18 protein-coding genes are annotated in these 19,170 nt (G+C 69.2%); 7 read left to right on the top strand and 11 right to left on the bottom strand.

The window, feature by feature from the left end; all coding sequences use genetic code 11:
- Positions 1-88: 88 nt before the first annotated feature.
- Positions 89-1,033: an AraC family transcriptional regulator gene (locus tag IEY79_RS30150; protein WP_189110806.1), complete on the bottom strand. Its 945-nt coding sequence runs from the start codon at positions 1,031-1,033 to the stop codon at positions 89-91.
- Between the two features lie 80 nt (positions 1,034-1,113).
- On the opposite strand from IEY79_RS30150, the gene IEY79_RS30155 reads away from it, so the two are divergent.
- The 4 genes from IEY79_RS30155 to IEY79_RS37605 all read left to right on the top strand — a co-directional run bounded on the left by IEY79_RS30155 (position 1,114) and on the right by IEY79_RS37605 (position 6,675).
- The gene (locus IEY79_RS30155) at positions 1,114-1,959 is read left to right on the top strand and encodes an NAD(P)H-binding protein (protein ID WP_189110807.1); all 846 of its coding nucleotides are present in this window, start codon (positions 1,114-1,116) and stop codon (positions 1,957-1,959) included.
- Positions 1,960-2,208: 249 nt separating this feature from the next.
- A complete protein-coding gene (locus IEY79_RS30160) occupies positions 2,209-3,231 on the top strand; it encodes an aldo/keto reductase (RefSeq protein WP_189110808.1) in 1,023 nt (340 codons plus the stop codon).
- Positions 3,232-3,444: 213 nt separating this feature from the next.
- Positions 3,445-4,815, top strand: a complete 1,371-nt coding sequence (locus IEY79_RS30165) for a glycoside hydrolase family 18 protein (protein WP_189110809.1) — start codon at positions 3,445-3,447, stop codon at positions 4,813-4,815.
- A 543-nt stretch (positions 4,816-5,358) separates the two neighbouring features.
- Positions 5,359-6,675 carry an ice-binding family protein gene (locus IEY79_RS37605; RefSeq protein ID WP_229701239.1) on the top strand — a complete coding sequence of 439 codons (1,317 nt, stop codon included), beginning with the start codon at positions 5,359-5,361 and terminating at the stop codon, positions 6,673-6,675.
- A gap of 13 nt (positions 6,676-6,688) precedes the next feature.
- On the opposite strand, the gene IEY79_RS30175 is transcribed toward IEY79_RS37605, so the two are convergent.
- The 5 genes from IEY79_RS30175 to IEY79_RS30195 all read right to left on the bottom strand — a co-directional run bounded on the left by IEY79_RS30175 (position 6,689) and on the right by IEY79_RS30195 (position 10,458).
- Positions 6,689-7,105 (bottom strand): response regulator, encoded by a 417-nt coding sequence (locus IEY79_RS30175; RefSeq protein WP_189110810.1) that lies wholly within the window; start codon positions 7,103-7,105, stop codon positions 6,689-6,691.
- Positions 7,102-8,202 carry a PAS domain-containing sensor histidine kinase gene (locus tag IEY79_RS30180; protein WP_229701240.1) on the bottom strand — a complete coding sequence of 367 codons (1,101 nt, stop codon included), beginning with the start codon at positions 8,200-8,202 and terminating at the stop codon, positions 7,102-7,104. The genes IEY79_RS30175 and IEY79_RS30180 overlap by 4 nt, the downstream gene beginning before the upstream one ends.
- Positions 8,199-8,855 (bottom strand): response regulator transcription factor, encoded by a 657-nt coding sequence (locus IEY79_RS30185; protein ID WP_189110811.1) that lies wholly within the window; start codon positions 8,853-8,855, stop codon positions 8,199-8,201. Before IEY79_RS30185 ends, IEY79_RS30180 begins: the two co-directional genes overlap by 4 nt.
- A gap of 32 nt (positions 8,856-8,887) precedes the next feature.
- Positions 8,888-9,289: an STAS domain-containing protein gene (locus tag IEY79_RS30190; protein WP_189110812.1), complete on the bottom strand. Its 402-nt coding sequence runs from the start codon at positions 9,287-9,289 to the stop codon at positions 8,888-8,890.
- Between the two features lie 152 nt (positions 9,290-9,441).
- On the bottom strand, positions 9,442-10,458 hold the full coding sequence (locus tag IEY79_RS30195) for an anti-sigma factor RsbA family regulatory protein (RefSeq protein ID WP_189110813.1): 1,017 nt from the start codon (positions 10,456-10,458) through the stop codon (positions 9,442-9,444).
- 309 nt (positions 10,459-10,767) lie between these two features.
- Between IEY79_RS30195 and IEY79_RS30200 the strand changes: the two genes are divergently transcribed.
- Entirely contained in the window at positions 10,768-11,865 is a 1,098-nt protein-coding gene (locus IEY79_RS30200; protein ID WP_373292657.1) for a glutamate--cysteine ligase, read from the top strand.
- 91 nt (positions 11,866-11,956) lie between these two features.
- Here the strand turns inward: IEY79_RS30200 and IEY79_RS30205 are convergent, their stop codons facing one another.
- Positions 11,957-12,529, bottom strand: a complete 573-nt coding sequence (locus IEY79_RS30205) for a TetR/AcrR family transcriptional regulator (protein WP_189110814.1) — start codon at positions 12,527-12,529, stop codon at positions 11,957-11,959.
- Between the two features lie 292 nt (positions 12,530-12,821).
- Between IEY79_RS30205 and IEY79_RS30210 the strand changes: the two genes are divergently transcribed.
- Complete coding sequence (locus tag IEY79_RS30210; RefSeq protein ID WP_189110815.1) at positions 12,822-13,478, top strand: TetR/AcrR family transcriptional regulator; 657 nt, start codon at positions 12,822-12,824, stop codon at positions 13,476-13,478.
- Between the two features lie 66 nt (positions 13,479-13,544).
- Here the strand turns inward: IEY79_RS30210 and IEY79_RS30215 are convergent, their stop codons facing one another.
- Positions 13,545-14,237: a nitroreductase family protein gene (locus IEY79_RS30215; RefSeq protein ID WP_189110839.1), complete on the bottom strand. Its 693-nt coding sequence runs from the start codon at positions 14,235-14,237 to the stop codon at positions 13,545-13,547.
- Positions 14,238-14,422: 185 nt separating this feature from the next.
- Complete coding sequence (locus IEY79_RS30220; protein WP_189110816.1) at positions 14,423-15,271, bottom strand: alpha/beta fold hydrolase; 849 nt, start codon at positions 15,269-15,271, stop codon at positions 14,423-14,425.
- Between the two features lie 337 nt (positions 15,272-15,608).
- Between IEY79_RS30220 and IEY79_RS30225 the strand changes: the two genes are divergently transcribed.
- A complete protein-coding gene (locus IEY79_RS30225) occupies positions 15,609-16,325 on the top strand; it encodes a hypothetical protein (protein WP_189110817.1) in 717 nt (238 codons plus the stop codon).
- Between the two features lie 90 nt (positions 16,326-16,415).
- On the opposite strand, the gene IEY79_RS30230 is transcribed toward IEY79_RS30225, so the two are convergent.
- Together IEY79_RS30230 and IEY79_RS30235 are read right to left on the bottom strand one after the other, a co-directional pair.
- Positions 16,416-17,549: an SGNH/GDSL hydrolase family protein gene (locus IEY79_RS30230; RefSeq protein ID WP_189110818.1), complete on the bottom strand. Its 1,134-nt coding sequence runs from the start codon at positions 17,547-17,549 to the stop codon at positions 16,416-16,418.
- A 330-nt stretch (positions 17,550-17,879) separates the two neighbouring features.
- The gene (locus tag IEY79_RS30235) at positions 17,880-18,842 is read right to left on the bottom strand and encodes an SDR family NAD(P)-dependent oxidoreductase (protein ID WP_229701241.1); all 963 of its coding nucleotides are present in this window, start codon (positions 18,840-18,842) and stop codon (positions 17,880-17,882) included.
- Positions 18,843-19,170 lie beyond the last annotated feature (328 nt).

Genomic DNA, 19,170 nt, shown 5'->3' on the forward strand with positions numbered 1-19,170 from the left:
CGACCAGGTCGGCGAACCGCTTCGCCCAGGGTCGAGTACGACCTGTCGGCCCGGCCCCCGGTGGTCACCGGGAACGGATCCGCGGGCCTCATCCGGCCCGCCACCGCGCCGATTCCGAGGTCCGGTGATCACTGGGGCGCGTGCCGCGCAGCCGCTTGAAGGCCACGCTCAGAGCGAAGGCGTTGGCGTATCCCACCTTCCTCGCGATCGTGCCCACCGTGTGGTCGGTCTCCCGCAGCAGGTCCGCGGCCAAGGTGATCCGCCAGTCCGCGAGGTACGCCATCGGCGGCTCGCCCACCAGTGCGGTGAACCTCCGGGCGAACGCCGCCCGCGACAGCCCCACTTCGGCTGCCAGGTCCGCCACCGTCCACGGCCGGGCGGGTGTGTCGTGCAGCAGCCTCAGCGCCGTACCCACGACCGGGTCGTCCAGTGCGCGGCACCAGGCCGGGGCACCGGTCCCCGGGGCGTCGAACCAGCCGCGCAGCGCGGAGACCAGCACCAGATCCAGCATCCGGTCCAGGACCAACTGCTGCCCCGGTCGGTTCCCGGCGATCTCCTCGGCCAGCATCTCCACCGACGGGTGGGGGCTTTCCCCGGCCGGCACCACCAGCACGTCGGGCAGGGCCCGCAGGAGTCGTTCGCTGAGCTCTCCCCGGCGCTCGTAGGCCCCGCTGACAAGCACGGCGGCCTCCTCGGCCGGCGGTCCGCAGGTCCGGGCGGCCCCGGAGGCACGCTCGACGCCCTTCGCGCCCGGACAGTAGTCGGCGCTGGTCACCACCCATGTGGGGGTGGTCGCCGGGTGGTCGGCGACCACATAGGGCGCGTCTCCGCGGACGACGGCGATGTCGCCGACGCCGATGGCCACCGGCTCGCCCTCGCCGGGAACGATCCAGGCCCGGCCGCGCACCATCGTGGCCAGCGTCAGCGGGGCGCCACTGGCCATCCGCAGGGCCCAGGGCGGTCGCATGATCGTCCGGCGGAAGACGGCGCCCCGCGCCCGTACGTCTTCCAGGAGTTCCGACACCGCGTCCATGCCCTCAGCGTAGACGCCCGGACATCAAGTGGAGCTTTCGGGCCATGGATCGTCTCAGCTTCGGCCGGTTGACTGAAGTCATGTCTGAACATCCAATTCTTGTCACCGGAGCAACCGGGAAGTCCGGCCGTCGCGTTGTCGGCCAACTGCGCGCCAGGGGGCTGCCGGTCCGTGCGGCGGCCCGTGGCGGCGAGCACATCTTCGACTGGACCGACAGCGGCACCTGGGATGCCGCCCTGGAGGGCGTACGGGCCGCCTACATCGTGCAGTTGGACGGGACGAAGCTCGTTCGCCCGTTCGTCGAGCGGGCGGTACGGCACGGGGTGCGGCGGATCGTGCTGGCGTCGGGGCGCGGGATCGACAATCCGGATTACGCCAAGGACAGCGGTGGCGTTCTCGAAGGCATCCTCGACAGCGAGGCCGCGGTGCGGGAGAGCGGTCTGGAGTGGACGATCAGCAGGCCGGGCTGGTTCGCTCAGAACTTCAGCGAGGGCTTCTTCGCCGATGCCGTCCGCGCCGGTGAACTGCGGCTGCCCGCCGGCGACGGGGCTGCCAGCTTCGTGGACGCCGAGGACATCGCGGCGGTGGTGGTCGCCGCGCTGACGGAGGACCAACACGCCGGTCGGATCTACGAGTTGTCCGGACCCCGGGCGGTGACGCCCACCGAGGCGGTCGCCACGATCTCCGAGGCCTCCGGCCGTGCCATCCGCTATGTGCCGCTCTCCGTCGAGGGGTACGTCGCGGAACTCGTGCGGCAGGGACTCTCACCTGCGGACGCCGAAGCCTTCGCGGACGTCATCGAACCTCTCAGGGAGGGCACTGACGCGTACGTCTCCGACGGCGTACAGCGCGCCCTCGGCCGGCCACCGCGGTCCTTCGCCGAATTCGCCAAGTCCACGGCCGAGGCGGGAGGTTGGCGGGTCTGACGGCCCGCAGGAAGCCAGGGGCCCGCTCGTACGGCGCCGGTGCAGCGGCATGACGGTGCGGAGCCTGGACGCGGCCGTCAGAGCGCCGGGGATCGCCGGTCGAGGCAGGGCGGCCGACGAATCTCGCGATATCGGGGGCGAATCGCCTTGAGACGGGCGATGGTTGGCATGTACGGCTGATCTCCCACCGAGGGGCCCCTCTCCGCGGGGCTCGGCCCGCGCGGACCGTACTGACCGGTGAGGAGTTCCATGCGCGCTGACGACTCGGTCGCCCTCGGCCGGACCGGCCTGACGGTCAGCCGGCTCGGCCTGGGGCTGGCCTCCATCGGGGGCCTGTTCCGATCCGTGCCGCGGCGACAGGCCCTGAGCACCGTTCGCCGCGCTCGGGAGCTCGGGATACGGCTCTTCGACACCGCGCCCGTATACGGCTACGGGCTCTCCGAAACCCGTGCCGGCACCGCCCTGCGCGACGAGCCGCGCGACACCTATGTGCTGTGCACCAAGGTGGGGCGGCTCATCGAACCGGGCGGCCCGGACACCCAGCCGATCTGGGCCGACCCGCCCCAGGGCCTCGGACCGCGCCTGGACTACTCCTACGAGGGGGTGATCCGGTCCCTTGAGGAGAGCCTGAAGCGGCTGGGCCTGGACAGTGTCGACGTGCTCCACATCCACGATCCCGAGCAGGACTTCCTCGGCGCCGTCGGCGACGCGTACCGCGCTCTGGACGACCTGCGCCGGGCCGGTGTCATCCGGGCCGTATCCCTCGGGGTGAACCACGCCGACGTCGCCGCGCGCTTTCTCCGCGAGGCCCCCGAGCCCGGCCCCGACTGCGTGATGCTGGCCGGGCGGTGGTCGCTTCTCGATCAGTCGGGTCTCAGTGACATGCTGCCGCTGTGCCAGGAGCGCGGAGTGGCGGTGCTGGCCGCCGGAGTCCTGCAAGGCGGACTGCTCGCCGGCCCCGGTCCTGGCGCGCTCGGGGACCCGGGTCCTGGCGCGCCGCACGGACACGAGAATCTCGAACCCGCGACGGCGGCCAGGCTGCGAACCGTCCATGAGGTGTGCGCACGCCACGGAGTCCCCCCGAAGGCCGCCGCCCTGCAATTCCCCTTCGGGCACCCCGCCGTGACCGCGGCGGTCGTGGGCGCCCGCTCACCGGAGGAGATCGAGGAGTCGGCCGGCCTTCTCGCACGTCCGATCCCCGACCAGCTGTGGTCGGATCTGAGAGACGCCGGCGTGGTCCCACGTTCTTGGCAACCGGCACCCGGCGCGTGACCACCCGACGCCGACGAGATGTGGCGGGCCGAGCCGGCGCCTCCTCGTGGCCGGTGGGCAACTTATCGCCCGGAGTGGCGATTTGGTTCCGTAAGAACACTTACCCTCGGTAGAACCGCCGTATATCTTGACGTTAATGGTCCAGACCAATACGTTCCTGTGCGCACCGCAGATCACCGCTCCCTTCCGGCACACGCACAGGAAACGAGCCTCATGCCTCGAAAGAACCTTTCCCGGCTGACCATCGCCGCCCTCTCCCTCGGCCTTGTGGCCACCCTCGCCCCCTCCGCGGGCGCCGACTCCGCCTCGCACGGCGACAAGCACGGCTCGAACGCCTCGCACGGCTCGAAGGCCTCGTACAAGCGGGTCGGCTACTTCGCCCAGTGGGGTGTCTACGGGCGGAACTACCAGGTCAAGGACATGGACACCAGTGGGGCGGCGGCCAGGCTGACCCATATCAACTACGCCTTCGGGAACGTGAGCCCCGAAGGGAAGTGCTTCACCGGCAACACCCCGGGAGAGTCCGACGCCTGGGCGGACTACGGGCGCCCGCTGGACGCGGCCGGCTCCGTCGACGGCGTGGCCGACACCGACGACCAGCGCCTCGCCGGCAACTTCAATCAGCTGCGTGAGCTGAAGGCCAAGCATCGCGGTCTCAAGGTCCTTATCTCGTTGGGCGGTTGGAGCTGGTCGAAGAACTTCTCGGACGCGGCCCTCACTCCCGCCTCCCGCAAGGCGCTGGTCTCCTCCTGCATCGACCTCTACATCAAGGGCAATCTGCCGGTCGACGGCACTCGCGGCGGCGCCGGATCCGCGGCCGGCCTCTTCGACGGAATCGACCTCGACTGGGAGTGGCCCGGCTCGGCCGGCGACGTCGGTACCGTCTTCCGCCCCGAGGACAAGCAGAACTTCACCGCGCTCGTACGGGAGTTCCGCAAGCAGCTCGACGATTACGCCAAGTCCCGGAAGGGGCACGAGAAGCGCAAGCACTACGAGCTGACCGCTTTCGTCCCGACCGCCCCGGCCAAGATCGACGCGGGTTTCGAAGTCTCGAAGATCATGCGGGACTTCGACTTCGTGAACCTCCAGGGATACGACTTCCACGGCACCTGGGAGCCCACGACCGCCCAGCAGTCCGCGCTCTTCGCCAAGCCTGACGACTTCAGCGTCAGCCAGACGGTCAACGACTGGCTGCGGCGCGGCGCGCCGGCGCGCAAGCTCGTGGTCGGCATGCCCTTCTACGGGCAGGGCTGGACCGGGGTCTCGGGCGGCGGCAACGGCATGGGCCAGCCCGCGACCGGCCCCGCCCCGGGCACCTGGGCGAACGGCAACGAGGACTACAAGGCGCTGAAGAAGCTCGCGGACTCGGGAACGTACACCGTGCACCGCGACGTCAGGAACGGCCACGCCTGGCTCTTCGACGGCACGACGATGTGGACCTACGACGACCCGCAGGTGCTGCGCACCAAGTCGGCGTACGTCCGCGCCAAGGGGCTCGGCGGGGCGATGTTCTGGTCACTGGACGGGGACACCCCCGACGGCGAACTGATCAAGGCCGTCGACCGCACGCTCGGCCGCCGCTAGGGCGTGTCTTCAAAGTAGCGCCGTCCGCCCGCAGGGCGGGGCCCGCGGCGGCTGGTGCGGTGCATCGCAAGGCGGAGGATCGTCCTCGTACTGGGCGTACTCGGACGAGTCCGACAACGCGGCGAGGTGCCGTGCCAGGCGTCGCGGGCCAGGCGGGACTTTGAAGACACGACCTAGGCCGCTGCGCCAGTGGTTCCCGCCGGTTCACCGGCGGGAACCACCGAACGGTCTCTGACTCGGATCAGGGCCGCGTCGCACCTCAGCGACCGCCCGCGTCGCCCGCTCCACCCGCGACACCCGCGCGCCGAGACGCGCCGGAACCGTGCGCCGGCGCCGTTGGGTCCGCCGGTGGTACGCCGGTGCTCCAGCCCCGACGCGAAGCGCTGAACGCACTCCACTGCGGGGCGGATGGGGCCCCTGGCCATTGACCCTGAGTGGTACCGGTGGGCTACTTGGTGTGTTCGCACCACTGTGTCGTCCAAGGAGGGGCCGGGGCTCCATCGAGACAGGCCTGTCCGTCGGCGACGGTTCCAGGGAGCCCCGATGCCAGTCTCACCGAACCAGGGATCCACCGGCGGGGGCGACGCCGTCACCCTCACCGGCACCCACTTCACCGGCACCACCGCCGTGCGCTACGGCTCCCGCCCGGCCAGGAGCTTCACGGTCGTCAGCGACACCACCACGGAGACGATCACACCCTCCGGTCACAGCGCCGTCCCGGTCTCCGTCACCACGGCCGGCGGAACGGGGATCGTGGGCACCTTCTTCTACCTTCCGCCGCCCTCCTTCCTCATCGACCCGCCCCCCGCGGGGCCTCTGGGAGGCGGCAATACGGTGATCCTCACCGGTCAGGGCCTCCACACCACGAGCGAGGTCAGATTCGGTACGCAGAGCGCCGTGTTCACGGTCGGGTCGGACGGCCGGCTCACCGTGACCGTCCCAGCGGCGGCAGCCCCGGGTCCGGTAGGGATCACCGTCACCACCAGGGGCGGAGTCGCCAGCGGCGTCACCTATACCTATCTCGCCGCGCCGTCCGTCACCGCCGTCACCCTCGACTCGGGACCGGTCGACGGCGGCAATCTCGTCGTCATCACCGGGACCGCGTTCTCCTACACCACCGGAGTCACCTTCGACGGCATACCCGCCCTCGCCTTCAGGATCGCCTCCGACACCGAGATCGACGCCGTACTGCCGGCCGGAGACCTCGGCCCGGCCGACGTCTCCGTCACCACCCTCGGCGGCACCACCACCGCCACGGACGCCTACACCTATCTGGGACTCTTCGCGGTCCTGGGCGGAGCATCGGTCACCAACACCGGTCTCTCGATCGTCACCGGAGACCTCGGAGTGAGTCCGGGGGTGTCCATCACCGGATTCCCGCCCGGCCAGGTCAACGGGAGTATCCACAACTCGGATGCCACCGCCGTCGCGGGCCATGCCGACCTGGTCGCGACGTACAACGACGCCGTCGGCCGGATCCCGGACGCCGGGATCATCGGAGACATCGGCGGCCAGACCCTGCCGCCCGGCGTCTTCAACGCCGCCGCCTCCATCGGGATCACCGGCACGCTCACGCTGGACGCCCAGGGTGACCGCAACGCCGACTGGATCTTCCAGATCGGATCGACCCTGACGACGGCGACGGCGAGCCAGGTGCTCCTCATCAATGGCGCCACGGCCCGCAACGTCATCTGGTCGATCGGAAGTTCGGCCACCCTCGGCACGGACACCGACTTCGCGGGAAGGGTCCTGGCCCAGACGTCGATCACCGTGAACACCGGCGCGACGGTCAACGGTCAGGTCCTGGCCATCGACGGCACCGTGACCCTGGACACCAACACCGTCACCCGCCCCTGGTGAAGCAGCCGTCCGGTCACGCCGGCGGGCCGGAGAGAGCGGCGCCCAGCCCGCGCAGGGCCGCGAGGAACTCGGCGTTGGTCACTCCTTTGACCACGTACTGGCCGACGCCGGCGTTCCTCATCTGCTCCACGGAGCCGCTGTCGTCGTACGCGGAGAACGCGAGCACCCGGGTGGCGGGCGAGGTTCTCCGGATCTCCTGGGCAACGAGGTGACCGCCGCCGGGAAAGCGGACGTCCAGGACGACGAGGTCCGGCTTGTACCGGCGTACGAGCCGAAGCGCCTCATCGGCGTCCGACGCCGTGCCCAGGACCTCCAGGTCGGGCTGGGCCCGCACCACCTCGCCCAGCGCTTCGACGAGGATCCTGTTGTCGTCGCAGAGGATCACGCCGAGGGGCGGGGCCGTGGAGCCCTCCGACACGTCGGTGGTCACCGCGGTTCCTCGGTCGGCGCCTCGACCGGCTCCGGACTCGGGACCCAGAACTCGACCGTCGTCCCGGTACCGGGCTCGCTGTGCATGGACCACCATCCTCCCGCCGTCTGCGCCCGCTCCCGCATCTCGATGATGCCGAAATGGTCGTGTACGGCGTTCGAGGACAGCGGTTCGCCGATGCCGTCGTCCACAAGACGTGTCAGGATCCCCCGGTCGACCGACTCCACCTCAAGCGTGACCGCGCTCCCCCGCGCGTGTTTGCGCACGTTCAGCAGTGCCTCCTGAACGATACGGAAGATGGTGATGGAGGTTTCGGGGGTGGGCTCGCGGTCGAGCCGGTGTCTGAAGGAGAACGCCAGGCCCCAGGGTCCCACCACGTCATCAAGGTGGTTGGAGAGAGCCTCGACGAGGCCGTGCCGGTCGATTCCGGGCGGGTGCAGCCGGAAGGTCAGATTACGGAGGCTGCTGATCGCCTCGCGTACCGAGGCGTCCAGCCGGGCCAGTTCGGTGGCAGACTCCTCCGGCACCCGCCCTTGCAGCAGTTGCAGGCGCATTCCCACGGCGACCATCACCTGGATGGAGTCGTCGTGGACGTCCCACGCGATACGGCGCCGCTCCGTCTCCTGGGCCTGGACGAGGTGATCGAAGAGACGGCGGCGCTCACTCAGTGCCTCCTGCGCGGCCCGTCGCTCCGACATGTCACGGGTGACCTTGCCGAAACCCCGCAGCACGCCCTCGTCGTCCCACAGCGCGGTGATGACGACGTTCGCCCAGAACCTGGAGCCGTCGCTGCGGATCCGCCACCCCTCGTCCTCCAGCCTGCCTTCGGCGATCGCTGTCTCCAGCTCCCACTGCGGCTTGCCCGCCGACTTGTCCTCGGGGGGATAGAAGGTCGAGAAATGCCGTCCTACGATCTCGTCGGCCGTATAGCCCTTGATCCGTTCCGCGCCCGCGTTCCAGCTGACCACGTATCCCTGCGGATCGAGCATGAAGATCCCGTAGTCCAGCACCCCTTGGACCAGCAGCGTGAACGCCGCCTCCGACAGAGGGGGCGAGTGCTTGCGCTCCATGTCGCCGAGCGCCGGCTCCGGCGTCACTTGAGCAGCCCCTCACGTCGCGCGATCGTCACGGCCTCCAGCTGGGAGCGCGCTCCGAGCTTCACCAGTACGCGCTGGACGTGGTTGCGCACCGTGTTGAGGGCGACCCCCAGCCGACCGCTGATCGCCGCGGTGCTGAGGCCCTCTCCCAGCAGATCCAGGGTCTCCCGCTCCCGGGGAGTCAGTTTGGCGCCGACCCCCGGCACGCGGCCGGTCAGCCGGCCCAGCACGTCGCCGAGCACTTCCTTGCTGTACACCACCTCACCCGCCGCCACCCGGTACACCGCGTCCTCCAGCTCACCCAGCCCGTTCGCCTTCAGGATCAGCCCGGCACCGCCCTCCTCCGCCACCCGCGCCGCCACTGACGCCGAACCCTCGCCCGCCAGGATGAGGACCCGCACGCCAGGCACGACCTCTTCCAGAGGGGCGATGGCCGAGATGCCGTCGCCGTCCGGCAGCCGCCGGTCCATCAGTACGACGTCCGGCTTGTGCCGGTCGGCCTCCACCAGCGCGGACGCCACCGATGCCGAACGTCCCACGATCTCCAGAGCCGGCGAGCGTTCCAGGGCGAGACAAATCGCCTCGGCCACCATGTCGTGGTCCTCGACCAGCAGAACCCGGACCGGCCGAGTGGGCGGCGATGATGAAGGCATCAGAACATCCTCGGTGGTGGCGGCGCGCACGATCATCCCAGGGGGGACCAGAGGCGGGTGGTCGGCGACAGCGGCTCCCGTCGGGCGGTGGCCGGGTGCTGCCGTGCCTGCCGGATTCTGGCGTCGGGCAGGATGTCGGCGGCGCCGGCCAGGGCCAGCAGCCGCGCCGGCTGCGGTCCGATGCCCTCCACGATGAACTCGGCACCCGCCTGAAGAACGGACATCCTCGCCGTGAGCAGTGCGTTGAGGCCCGCGCAGTCGCAGAAAGCGACCCCGGTGAGGTCGAGGCAGAGGCTCTTCGGCTGCTCCGCCAGGCACGCGGCAACCGCCTCGGAGAGCTGGGGGGTCGTGTCGAGGTCGAGTTCACCGACGAGGGTGACCCTGGCCGAGCTCCGATGGACGGCGGTACGCGACTCGAACGCTCGCGGAGTCATGGGCGCCCGGGCCGCATCTGGCCCAAAGGCCGTGCGCGACCGCACCACGGGGTTTCCCGAGGCCCCTCGCCGGAGGGGCGTGTTGCCGTCAGCTGCTGCATCCCGACCCCGGACTAGTACGCGGACACCAGATTTCCCCTAGTGAATCTGCACTAGATGCGGAAGTCAACAGGCACCGGTCCACCGGGGCCGGGCCATTGGGGCCCGGAGCCTGCCGGGGTGTCGAGGGCCACGTGCAGGCGCAGCGTGAGACCGGTCTCGGCCGACCGGATCTCAACGAGGTCGCACAGCTGATGCATCATCCACAGGCCCCGGCCCCCCTCCGCCGACGCGGGATGCGGGCGGCGCCGTCCGGCGAGGGGGTCCAGGAGCCGCCCGCCGTCCTTGATCTCGGCGACGACCGTCCCGCCGTCCGCGGTCCAGATCCGCAGGGTGCCCCTGCCACCCCCGTACGCGACGGAATTGGCGATGGCCTCGCCGACCGCCAGCACCAGATCCCCCCGGCGGACGGCGCTGAGCGCGGTGCCCCGCGCCCAGCTCTCGGTGTACTCCCGGGCCCGGGCGGTCTGTCCCGCGCCGAAGACGAGGGCGGGCACCACGACGGAGGGCTCCGGCAGCGGGCGGTCGCACTCGGCGCTGACGGTGAGCGGATCGGTATAGGTGTCGCTGGGGCGGACGACTCCGTCCATGACCAGCGACGGGTGCGTACGGCGAACCCGGTCCACCACGGCCGGGGACAGCGCCCCGAGGTCGTACGGACAGAGGAAGCCGGCAGGGGTACCGGCGAAAGCGGTGTTCGTCAGTGCCTCGTGGCGGACGGCTTCCAGCGTTTCCGCCTCCGAGCGGCCGGGCCACAACAGCTCCTGCACCACATGCACGGAGCGGCCTCGGTGCCGTTCGGCGAAACTCAGCAGCGCCGACAGTATCCGCCCCGGATTACGGCCGAGCTCGCCCATGTCGGCGCAGCTGTCGGGGGGAAGATCCCGCCCGAGGCTCTGTCGCAGGGCGTCGAGGCGTGCCCCCGGCACCGCGACGAACACCGGCGCGTTCCCCTTGATCGCGGCCCGGACGAAGTCGCTCACCGCCGACACGTACTGACCGGGCTCCCGGTAGAGGAGAGCGGAGTGGGTGAACTTCGCGGGCGCCGACGAGATGCCGCTCTCGGTCATGCCCCAACCTCCCCACCCGGTAAGCCTCCAGAGTTTTGACCGCCCACTCGGGTCAGGAATCGAGGGCCGGGAAAATCATAGTCCTGCCGCCGCCTCCCCCTCCCGGCGCCGCTCAGGGCGTACTCGTGCGGAGCGCCACGGATTCGGCGGGAGGAGCGGCTCCCCGGCGGGCTTCAAGTCGTCGGCACGGGGCACTCGCAGGACCAGTGCGGTCTACGGAGTGCGACCCCCCAACAGACTCTCCGAGACGTGCGCGGGCTCTCCGGGCCCGCCGGACTCTCGGTGATCGGTCGTAGAAGGGCAGTGATGGTGCGGAGTGTGGGTGTGGAGGAGGAGCTCCTCCTCGTGGACGCGGAAAGCGGCGAGCCCCGGGCGCTGGCGACAGCGGTTCTGGCGGCCGCCTCGCGCGAGGCCGACGGACAGGACGAGGTGTTCGAGGCCGAACTCCACCGGCAGCAGCTGGAGTTCGCCACCCAGCCCCGTACCGACATGGGTGAACTCGCGGAAGAGATAGACCGCTGCCGGGCCGAGGCCGCCCGGCACGCCGAACAGCTGGGGGCGACGGTCGCCGCGCTGGCGACCTCGCCGCTCCCCGTGAGTCCCTCGATCGGCTTCGGCAGAAGGCACAGGTGGCTGGCGGAGCACTTCGGGCTGACCACCCAGGAGCAGCTCACCTGCGGCTGCCACGTGCATGTGTCGGTCGAGTCCGACGAGGAGGGTGTCGCGGTCCTCGACCGGATCCGCCCCTGGATGGCCGTGCTGCTCGCGATGAGCTCGAACTCGCCTTTCTGGCAGGGGAAGGACAGCAAGTACAGCAGTTACCGCAGCCGGGTCTGGGGAAGGTGGCCGTCGGCGGGGCCCGTGGAGATCTTCGGTTCGGCGGACCGCTATCACCGGCAGGTACGGGAGATGATCGGGACCGGCGCCCTGCTCGACGAGGGAATGATCTACTTCGACGCCCGGCTCTCCCACTCGTATCCCACGGTCGAGATCCGGGTCGCCGACGTCTGCCTGGACTCCTCCACCACCGTGCTCGTGGCGACCCTGGTCCGCGCGCTGGTGGAGACGGCCGCACGGCAGTGGAAGGCCGGGGAACCGCCCCCGAGGCACCGGGTCGAGCTGCTGCGGCTCGCCTCCTGGCGAGCCGCCCGATCGGGCCTGGAGGACCAGCTGATCCACCCGCTCACCATGGAGCCCGCCCCCGCCGAGGCGGTGCTGCGGGCGTTGTTCGAACACGTACGGGACGCGCTGGAGGACAGCAACGACATAATCCCGGCACAGGAAGCGCTGGCCACGCTCCTGAAAACCGGCAGCGGCGCCCGGATCCAGCACGAACTGCTGGCCGGCACCGGCGACCTCCCCGCCATGGTCACCGCATGCGCCCGACGCACCCGGGGAGAGACGTAGCCCTGCCTCTTCAGGTGATCGGCCGCCCGGTCCGGATCGTCCCTCCGCGGCGGCCCGTAGGCACATGACCGCCTCGGGGGCCGGCGCGGCGTCAGACCAGCAGAGTGCCGAACACCGCGTCGAAGAAGACCTGGTACGACTTCTCCGACCGGTCCGAGCGGCCGGAGACGAGCGTTCCCTCCCAGGCGTTGAGAATGAACCGGGCGAGGATGGCCGCGTCCAGGACCGTCTTGATCTGACCCGACTGCTGGGCCTGGGCGATCGGTACGGCCAGCGCCCCGGTCCAGCCGTCCAGGCCCGAACGCACCGCCTCGCGGATGGCACTGCTGTGGTCGGCCATCTCCGTGCCGAAGCCGCCGATGAGACAGCCGCGTGCGTAATCCCGTCCGGTGTTCTCGTCACGGAGGAACTCGAAGTGCCTGCGCAGCCGTAGGAGCGGATCGACGTCCGCGTCGGTGAGCTCGCTCAGCCGGCGGCTCGCTCCGTAGCGCTCCAGGGCGACCACGGCCAGCGCTTCCTTGCTCTCGAAGTGGTTGTAGAACGAACCCTTCGGCACACCGGCACGGTCGGTGATGTCCTTGACGCCGGCCCCGTTGAAGCCGTACGTGTGGAACTGCTCGACCGCCGCCTCGACGATCTCCTCGCGCATGCTTCTTCTGCCCACCGGGATCACCCACCTCCGGCAATATGACCAATCGTCTTATGCCGCGGACCTTAGCACGCGGCGCCCGTCGCCGAGGAGGCACGGCCGTCGCCAGGGGCGGTACGCGCGAACTGACGCCTGACGGTCGGGCCGTGAAAGCCCCGCCACCGAATTGCGACTGCTTCCCGGGCCCCATGGATTCCCCTGATATCATATTGGACCGCCAGCGGTTGAAAGCCACCCCACCCAGTGCCGCTGTCTCGCTGTTTCATTTCAGGGAAACAGCGGACCGGAAATCGTCTAGGATTGTCGAATGCCGTCCATTACTCGCTCACCCTCCGATTCCGAAGAGAACCGGGCAAAAGTGGAGTCCGCCGTCTTCGAGGCGGTCAGGAAGTTGCTCGACAGTGGAATGAAATACACCGAAATCAGCGTGCAAAAGATCATCGTCGAGGCGCAGATTGCCCGTTCGACCTTCTACGCGCACTTCCGGGACAAGTCTGATCTCTTGTCCCGGCTCGGGAGGGAGCTCAACAAGAGATTCTTCGACGAGGCAACTTCCGATGCCCTCGACATATGGGACGCGGTGGAATCACCGGACGGCCTTCGGGGCATCACCAAAATCCTCGAAGAAGCGATCGCGAGGCATCGAAAGCATTTCTCGGTACTGTCGGCCATCAGCGAGACCGCCGCGTACGACACTTCGGTGCACAACTTTTACACAACCGATCTGGAAGAATTCGAGGAAAGGGTCGTCACCGACCTGAGACGGCGCCAGGAAAAGGGAATGACGGACAACCGCATGGATCCGATCTCGGCCGGGCGGATCATCGTCTGGGGCGGGGAGCAGGCGATCGCCCACCACATCGGCAAGGTGGACCAGAGCGGCGACGCGGCCTTCGCCCTGGAGCTGGCCTCCATCTGGTGGTACGGCGCATACAACCGGCGCCCTTCCGCGACGGACCGCTGACCACGGACCGGTGACCTTGAGGTGTCGAGGCGCCGGCTGTCGTTCCGGACCCGCCCGTCCGTTCGCCTACCAGCGATCCCAGTGGGAGAACTGCTCGGCGTCCGCCCGGGGGCCCTGCTTGAAGTCCGTCCCGATCGTGTAGGCGACCGGCGTGAGGGCCACCTGGACCACCTCGTCGTACGGGATACCGAGCACCTCCGCCATCTCACGCTCGTAGCTGAGATGGCTCGTGGTCCAGGCGGTGCCAAGACCTCGTTCACGGGCCGCGAGCATGAAGCTCCAGAAGGCGGGGATGACGGAGCCCCAGGCCCCGGCCTGACCACGGACCGCGTCGAGTTCCGCCCGGTCGGCCACGCGCACACAGGGAATCAGGATCAGCGGGACCTCATGGAGATGACGGGCAAGGTGATCGAGGCTGCCGGCGATACGCCCCCAGTCCGATGACCCGAAGTCCATGCGGGTGGGTTCCGGACCCACCACGCCGGGGGTCGCGGGAGCGGCCAGACCTCGCCGCCACACCTCCGCCACGGCCGCCTTCGTCTTCCGGTCCTCGACAAAGACGAAGTCCCAACGCTGCCTGTTGCGGCCGCTGGGCGCCTGAAGGGCGATGCGGACGCAGTCGTCCACCACGTCTCGCGGCACCGCTCGTTGCAGATCCAGCCGACGGCGTACCGCGCGGGTCGTGGTGAGAACCTCGTCGGCGGACAAGCCGAGCCGCGTTCGCGGGTCCGGCTGCTGGGAAGCGTTCGCGCGATCCATGGGCAAGCCCAAACTGTGAGCCCGGGGACATTCGTCCGGTGCCTCGCGGCCGGCGCGACGAAATCGCCGCCGACCGCCCCGAACGACGTCCCCGGCGCGGGTTGTTCGCGACGGGTGAGCACTTCCGGCGCGTCACCGCGCCGGCAGTAGGTCGAGATCGCCCGGCGGTTCGCCGGCCCGCGATCTCACGCGGCCAGGCGTCCCAGAAAGCCGTGCATGTATCCGCTGACAGCGGAGACGTGCGTCTCCAGCGCGAAGTGACCCGTTGTGGGCAGCAGATGGATGTCCGCGTCGGGGAGATCACGCGCGAACGCCCGGGCACCGTCAGGGGCGAAGATGTCGTCACCCTCTCCCCAGACGGCGAGCAGGGGCACCTGGCTTGAACGGAAGTACTCCTGGAGCGCGGGGTATCCGTCGACGTTGGTCGGATAGTCCCGGAACAGCGCCAACTGCACCTCGTCGTTCCCGGGTCGGTCCAGCAGTTGCTGGTCGTGGTTCCATCCGTCCTGGCTCACCAGGCTCACGTCCTCGACACCGTTCTCATACTGCCAACGCGTCGTTTCAGGCGTGAGCTTCGCACGTGCGCCAGGTTCCGTATCCGGTCCCGGCGAGGAAGCGTAGGCGAACAGATCGTCCCAGAACGGCTGCGCGAATCCATCCATGTAAGCGTTTCCGCTCTGGGTGATGATCGCGGTGACCTCGAAGGAAGAATCCATTGCCAACCGCCAGCCGATCGGCGCGCCGTAGTCGTGCACGTAGATCGAGAAACGGCGGATGCCCAGGCCGTCGAGCAACCCCGCGGTGATCTCGGCCAGGTGGTCGAAGGTGTAGGAGAACTCATCGACCGTGGGCATCGAGGACCGACCGTAACCGACGTGGTCGGGCGCGATCACGTGGTATTGATCAGCCAATTCCGGTATCAGGTGCCGAAACATGTGTGAACTTGTCGGAAACCCATGCAAAAGGACGATGACTGGAGCGTCACTGGGGCCGGCCTCACGATAGAACACGCTTTGACCACCGACAGTCGCCATTTTGTGATGTGTGGGGAGCACGTGGACCTCCACGATACGGTCAGGGCGCCCCGCAGTCCGCTCTAGGGCCACACGGCGATCGAGGGCGGTGATGATGCCTCTCGTGCCCGGCGCCTGAGGACAGTCACTCAACTGACTCCCTTCCAGGCTAGGCACCAGGCATTCGACGGGCAACAGCGAAGGTCCGGAACCGCCTCGCCCTGCGCGGTCCGCCCGACGGCACTCCTCCCCGCTTCACTCCCCGACGCGACGCAGCCGGCTTAAATATGACCAGTCGTCTTAGAGTGCTCCCGGGGCTCCACAGGGGGCCCGCGGGACCTGGATGGAGAGGGAACTCATGGATCTCGTAGACGTCGCGGTGGCCGCACACGGTGGCTTGGACCGATGGAAGACCTACACCTCGGTCAGCGCCCACCTGAAGGTCGGAGGGGTGCTCTGGTCGCTCAAGCAGCAGGGTGGGCCACTCGATGACACCAGGGTTCGCGTCGCACTCCACCGGGAGTACGCAAGCCACTACCCCTTCGGAGACGCCGATCTGCATACGGTCTTCACCCCGGAGCGGGTGGCGGTCGAGAACGACGCCAACGAGGTCGTCGAGGAGCGGCTGCGCCCCCGGGCGGCCTTCGAAGGCCACACACTCACAACACCGTGGGACAGGCTGCACCTGGCCTACTTCGCCGGTTACGCGATGTGGACCTACTTCACCGCGCCGTTCTCCTTCACCATGCCCGGCTTCCGGACCGAGGAACTGTCCCCGTGGCAGGAGGACGGTCAGACGTGGCGGCGGCTGAGCGTGGAGTTCCCGGACAGCATCGCCACGCACGGCAAGCGGCAGACGTTCTACTTCGACCGCGAGGGCCTCGTCAGGCGACACGACTACACGTCCGAGGTACTCGGTGCGGGGCCTGCCGCTCATTACAGCTCCGGACATCGGGAGTTCGGAGGCATCGTCGTTCCGACACAACGGCGCGTCCACCTCATCGGTGAGGACGGCGGTGTCATGCCCGATCCGCTCGTCGTCTCGATAGACATCGACGATGTGGTTTTCGAGTGACTCAGGTGGCCGCCAGGAGCGTTCATGGCGCCCGCCTCCACATGGGGGCGGGCGCCGCGCTGCCCGACCGGCTCGCGGCCCCGCCTCACCTCAGCCGAGCGGGCCGTGGGGCCCGGCGAGGGCCAGGAAGCGTGCGGCCATCTTCCGGTAGCCGGCGGCGTTGGGGTGCAGGCCGTCCGTCATGTCCTGGATGTCGCCCGGCCCGAAGAGCGAGAGTCCATCGATCACACTGAGCTTGGTGTCGCCCTCCTTGACGCGGACGTCGACCTCTCGTACGAGCACTTCGCGCACACGCGTCAGACTCAGAGCTCCGGCAGCGAGCTCCGAGGGACGCTCGACGGTACGCACCTGGTAATCCGTGCTGAAGAGCGTCGGCCCGGGCCGCTGCTCGGCGACCGGGCAGATGATTGGCGTCACGATCGCGATGGGCGTGTTGGGATGGCCGTCACGCACCGTGTCGAGGAAACCATGGAACGCCGAGGCGAAGGTGCGTTCGCGCATGGTGTCGAAGTTGACGACGTTCGTGCCGAGTTCGAGGCTGATCGCGCTCGCGGGCAGGTCGCGAATGGTACGGGCCATGAACTGGTCGAGCTGACAGTGGCCGCCGATGGCGAGGTTCAGCAGAGACCTGCCGGTCTCGCGGGCGACCGTCGCCGGCCACGTCTCCGTGGGGCGGTCGGCCTGCGAACACTGGCTGATCGAACTGCCGTGGTGCACCCAGAGCGGGGCACCGGCAGGTGCCGGTCGCAGTGACGTCCCGGTGGCGACCCGCACGTCGAGCAGCTTGAGCATCGACGACGCGGGAAACCAGATCTCGACCCGCCGCTCGGCGACCCCCTCGCCGAGCTCGAAGCGCACAGTGGCTGGCCCGGCGGGACGGAACTCCATCTCGAGGGTGGCGGGATCCACGATGACGAGGTTCTCCGCCGCGCGCACCGGGTCCTGGAGCACCCCGTCGACCACGAGGTCGAACGTGCTCCCGGGGGACGTCATGTGGGGAAGCAGATCGCGTGTGAGCTCGACGTCGAACTCCAGCACGGGGGTGTCGGTGAGGGCCTCAAGGCGTACGCCCGACGGCACCGCGCTCATGAGATCGAAGTAGTCGTCGGCCATCCGCGCTCTCGCGGTGGCGGGTGTGCGGTGGAATATGACGCCTGTGGCGTCGATGGTCGTCTCCAGTACGCCGACGACTCGGTCGACGGCGGTTTCCAGGACGGACTGCATGGCGATCCCATCTCCTTGTAGGGGCAGGTGCGGCGTCGCCGAGAGCGGCGCCGACCCGACTTGGCACACCTCCCCCACCGTGCGGTGAACTGAATTGCCGGTGCCGCGCGCGCACTTACCGGAGGCTCACCGTGTTGGTGTCCTCGTTTGTGAACCTATGCGGGAGAGCTCACCGTCAGGGCAGCCGAACGAGCGGGGAAGGAGCGGGTACGACGGAGGTCCGGAGCGCGTCGCCGAGTCCCGCTCACCCGGCGGGGCCCGTTCGCACCGGCGCCGACGGGCCGCACGTACATTCCGTGCGGGGACGCTTGTCCGGGAGGAGGAGCGAGGTTACCTCGAACCCACGTCCGGCAGCGCCTCGTTCACCACGGGAAACGCGTGGTCCCAGAGGCGATCCGCTGCCGCGGGGTCCACGGCCCACTCGGCCACACCCGTCGTGACGCCCGGGCCTCCTGGCACGACCGCCAGCTCCTTGTTGTCCTCGAAGTAGCGTCCGGTCACCCCCTCCAGCAGGGGCGATGCGGCCAGCAGCACGGAGGTGGCCGCCCCTTGTTCCGGTGTCTTGAAGTAGTCGGGCGTGATCAGATGCCCGTCGGTGTCCATGGCGCCCATGGCCTGCATGGTCTCAACGGGGATGTGGCGTGACAGGTTGGTGTGGATGAAGCCGGGGGCGCAGGCGTTGGCGCGTATCCCGTCGTCCGCCCACCTGCGGCTGACCCCGACGGCGAGCAGGACGTCCGCCGTCTTGGACTGGGCGTACGCCGCGAACGGGTCGTAGGGGCGTCGCGCGAAGTGGGGATCGTCGAAATCGAAGCCGCCCATGAGGTGGGCGCCGGAACTGACCATGACAACGCGCGCCCGCCCGGCAGCCTGGAGGGCGGGCCGCAGGCCGGTGATCAGGGCGAAGTGGCCAAGGAAGTTGGTCGCGAGCTGGAGCTCCCAGCCCTGCTGGTTCTTCTGGTGCGTGGGCAGGGCCATGACGCCCGCGTTGGCGACGATCGCGTCCACGGGGCCTTCCCACCCCGCACAGAACGTACGCACCGAGGCCAGGTCGGCGAGGTCGAGCGTCGCGACGTCGACGCCGGCGAACTCCTCGACGAGAGCCTTCGCGTGGGCCGCGTTGCGAGTGGCGACCGTGACCCGGGCACCGGCCCCGGCAAGAGCCCGGACCGTCTCCGCGCCCAGCCCGGAGGCGCCGCCCGTGACGATCATGCGCTTTCCGGTCAGGTCCACGCCGGCCAGGACATCCGCAGCGGTGGCCCTGGGCTCGAAGGGTGTTGATACGAGTGACACGCGTTGTTTCCTTCTCGATCGAGTGGGGTGGGGTCCTTGCATCGACTGCAACGGAGGAGACCCGCTCCGCGGCGCCATTCGGCACCGGTCGCACGCCCGGAGGGGCGGCGCCGCCAGACCCTCTGTCAGAGCGGTCCCGCCCAGGTGAAGTCGGCGGACAGGGCCGCCCGGATTACCACGTCCGGGCGCGCCGCACTCATGGCCGCCGAGCTGGGAGCGTCGGCCCCGCAGTGCCTCACCACACCTTGCCATACATCTTGTCGTACAGAGTGTACGGCAAGATATGCCGGACGATCCGGGCCCGCCGCGCAGCCTTCACCGTGCCCCC

This window comes from Streptomyces camponoticapitis (genome assembly GCF_014646115.1).
GTDB classification, from domain to species: domain Bacteria; phylum Actinomycetota; class Actinomycetes; order Streptomycetales; family Streptomycetaceae; genus Streptomyces; species Streptomyces camponoticapitis.

What these genes read in the sequence shown, in the direction of transcription:
- IEY79_RS30150 (WP_189110806.1), bottom strand. Translation starts at nt 1,033, where the DNA reads ATGGACGCGGTGTCGGAACTCCTGGAAGACGTACGGGCGCGGGGCGCC.
- IEY79_RS30155 (WP_189110807.1), top strand. Translation starts at nt 1,114, where the DNA reads ATGTCTGAACATCCAATTCTTGTCACCGGAGCAACCGGGAAGTCCGGC.
- IEY79_RS30160 (WP_189110808.1), top strand. Translation starts at nt 2,209, where the DNA reads ATGCGCGCTGACGACTCGGTCGCCCTCGGCCGGACCGGCCTGACGGTC.
- IEY79_RS30165 (WP_189110809.1), top strand. Translation starts at nt 3,445, where the DNA reads ATGCCTCGAAAGAACCTTTCCCGGCTGACCATCGCCGCCCTCTCCCTC.
- IEY79_RS37605 (WP_229701239.1), top strand. Translation starts at nt 5,359, where the DNA reads ATGCCAGTCTCACCGAACCAGGGATCCACCGGCGGGGGCGACGCCGTC.
- IEY79_RS30185 (WP_189110811.1), bottom strand. Translation starts at nt 8,855, where the DNA reads ATGCCTTCATCATCGCCGCCCACTCGGCCGGTCCGGGTTCTGCTGGTC.
- IEY79_RS30190 (WP_189110812.1), bottom strand. Translation starts at nt 9,289, where the DNA reads ATGACTCCGCGAGCGTTCGAGTCGCGTACCGCCGTCCATCGGAGCTCG.
- IEY79_RS30195 (WP_189110813.1), bottom strand. Translation starts at nt 10,458, where the DNA reads ATGACCGAGAGCGGCATCTCGTCGGCGCCCGCGAAGTTCACCCACTCC.
- IEY79_RS30210 (WP_189110815.1), top strand. Translation starts at nt 12,822, where the DNA reads ATGCCGTCCATTACTCGCTCACCCTCCGATTCCGAAGAGAACCGGGCA.
- IEY79_RS30215 (WP_189110839.1), bottom strand. Translation starts at nt 14,237, where the DNA reads ATGGATCGCGCGAACGCTTCCCAGCAGCCGGACCCGCGAACGCGGCTC.
- IEY79_RS30220 (WP_189110816.1), bottom strand. Translation starts at nt 15,271, where the DNA reads ATGGCGACTGTCGGTGGTCAAAGCGTGTTCTATCGTGAGGCCGGCCCC.
- IEY79_RS30225 (WP_189110817.1), top strand. Translation starts at nt 15,609, where the DNA reads ATGGATCTCGTAGACGTCGCGGTGGCCGCACACGGTGGCTTGGACCGA.
- IEY79_RS30230 (WP_189110818.1), bottom strand. Translation starts at nt 17,549, where the DNA reads ATGCAGTCCGTCCTGGAAACCGCCGTCGACCGAGTCGTCGGCGTACTG.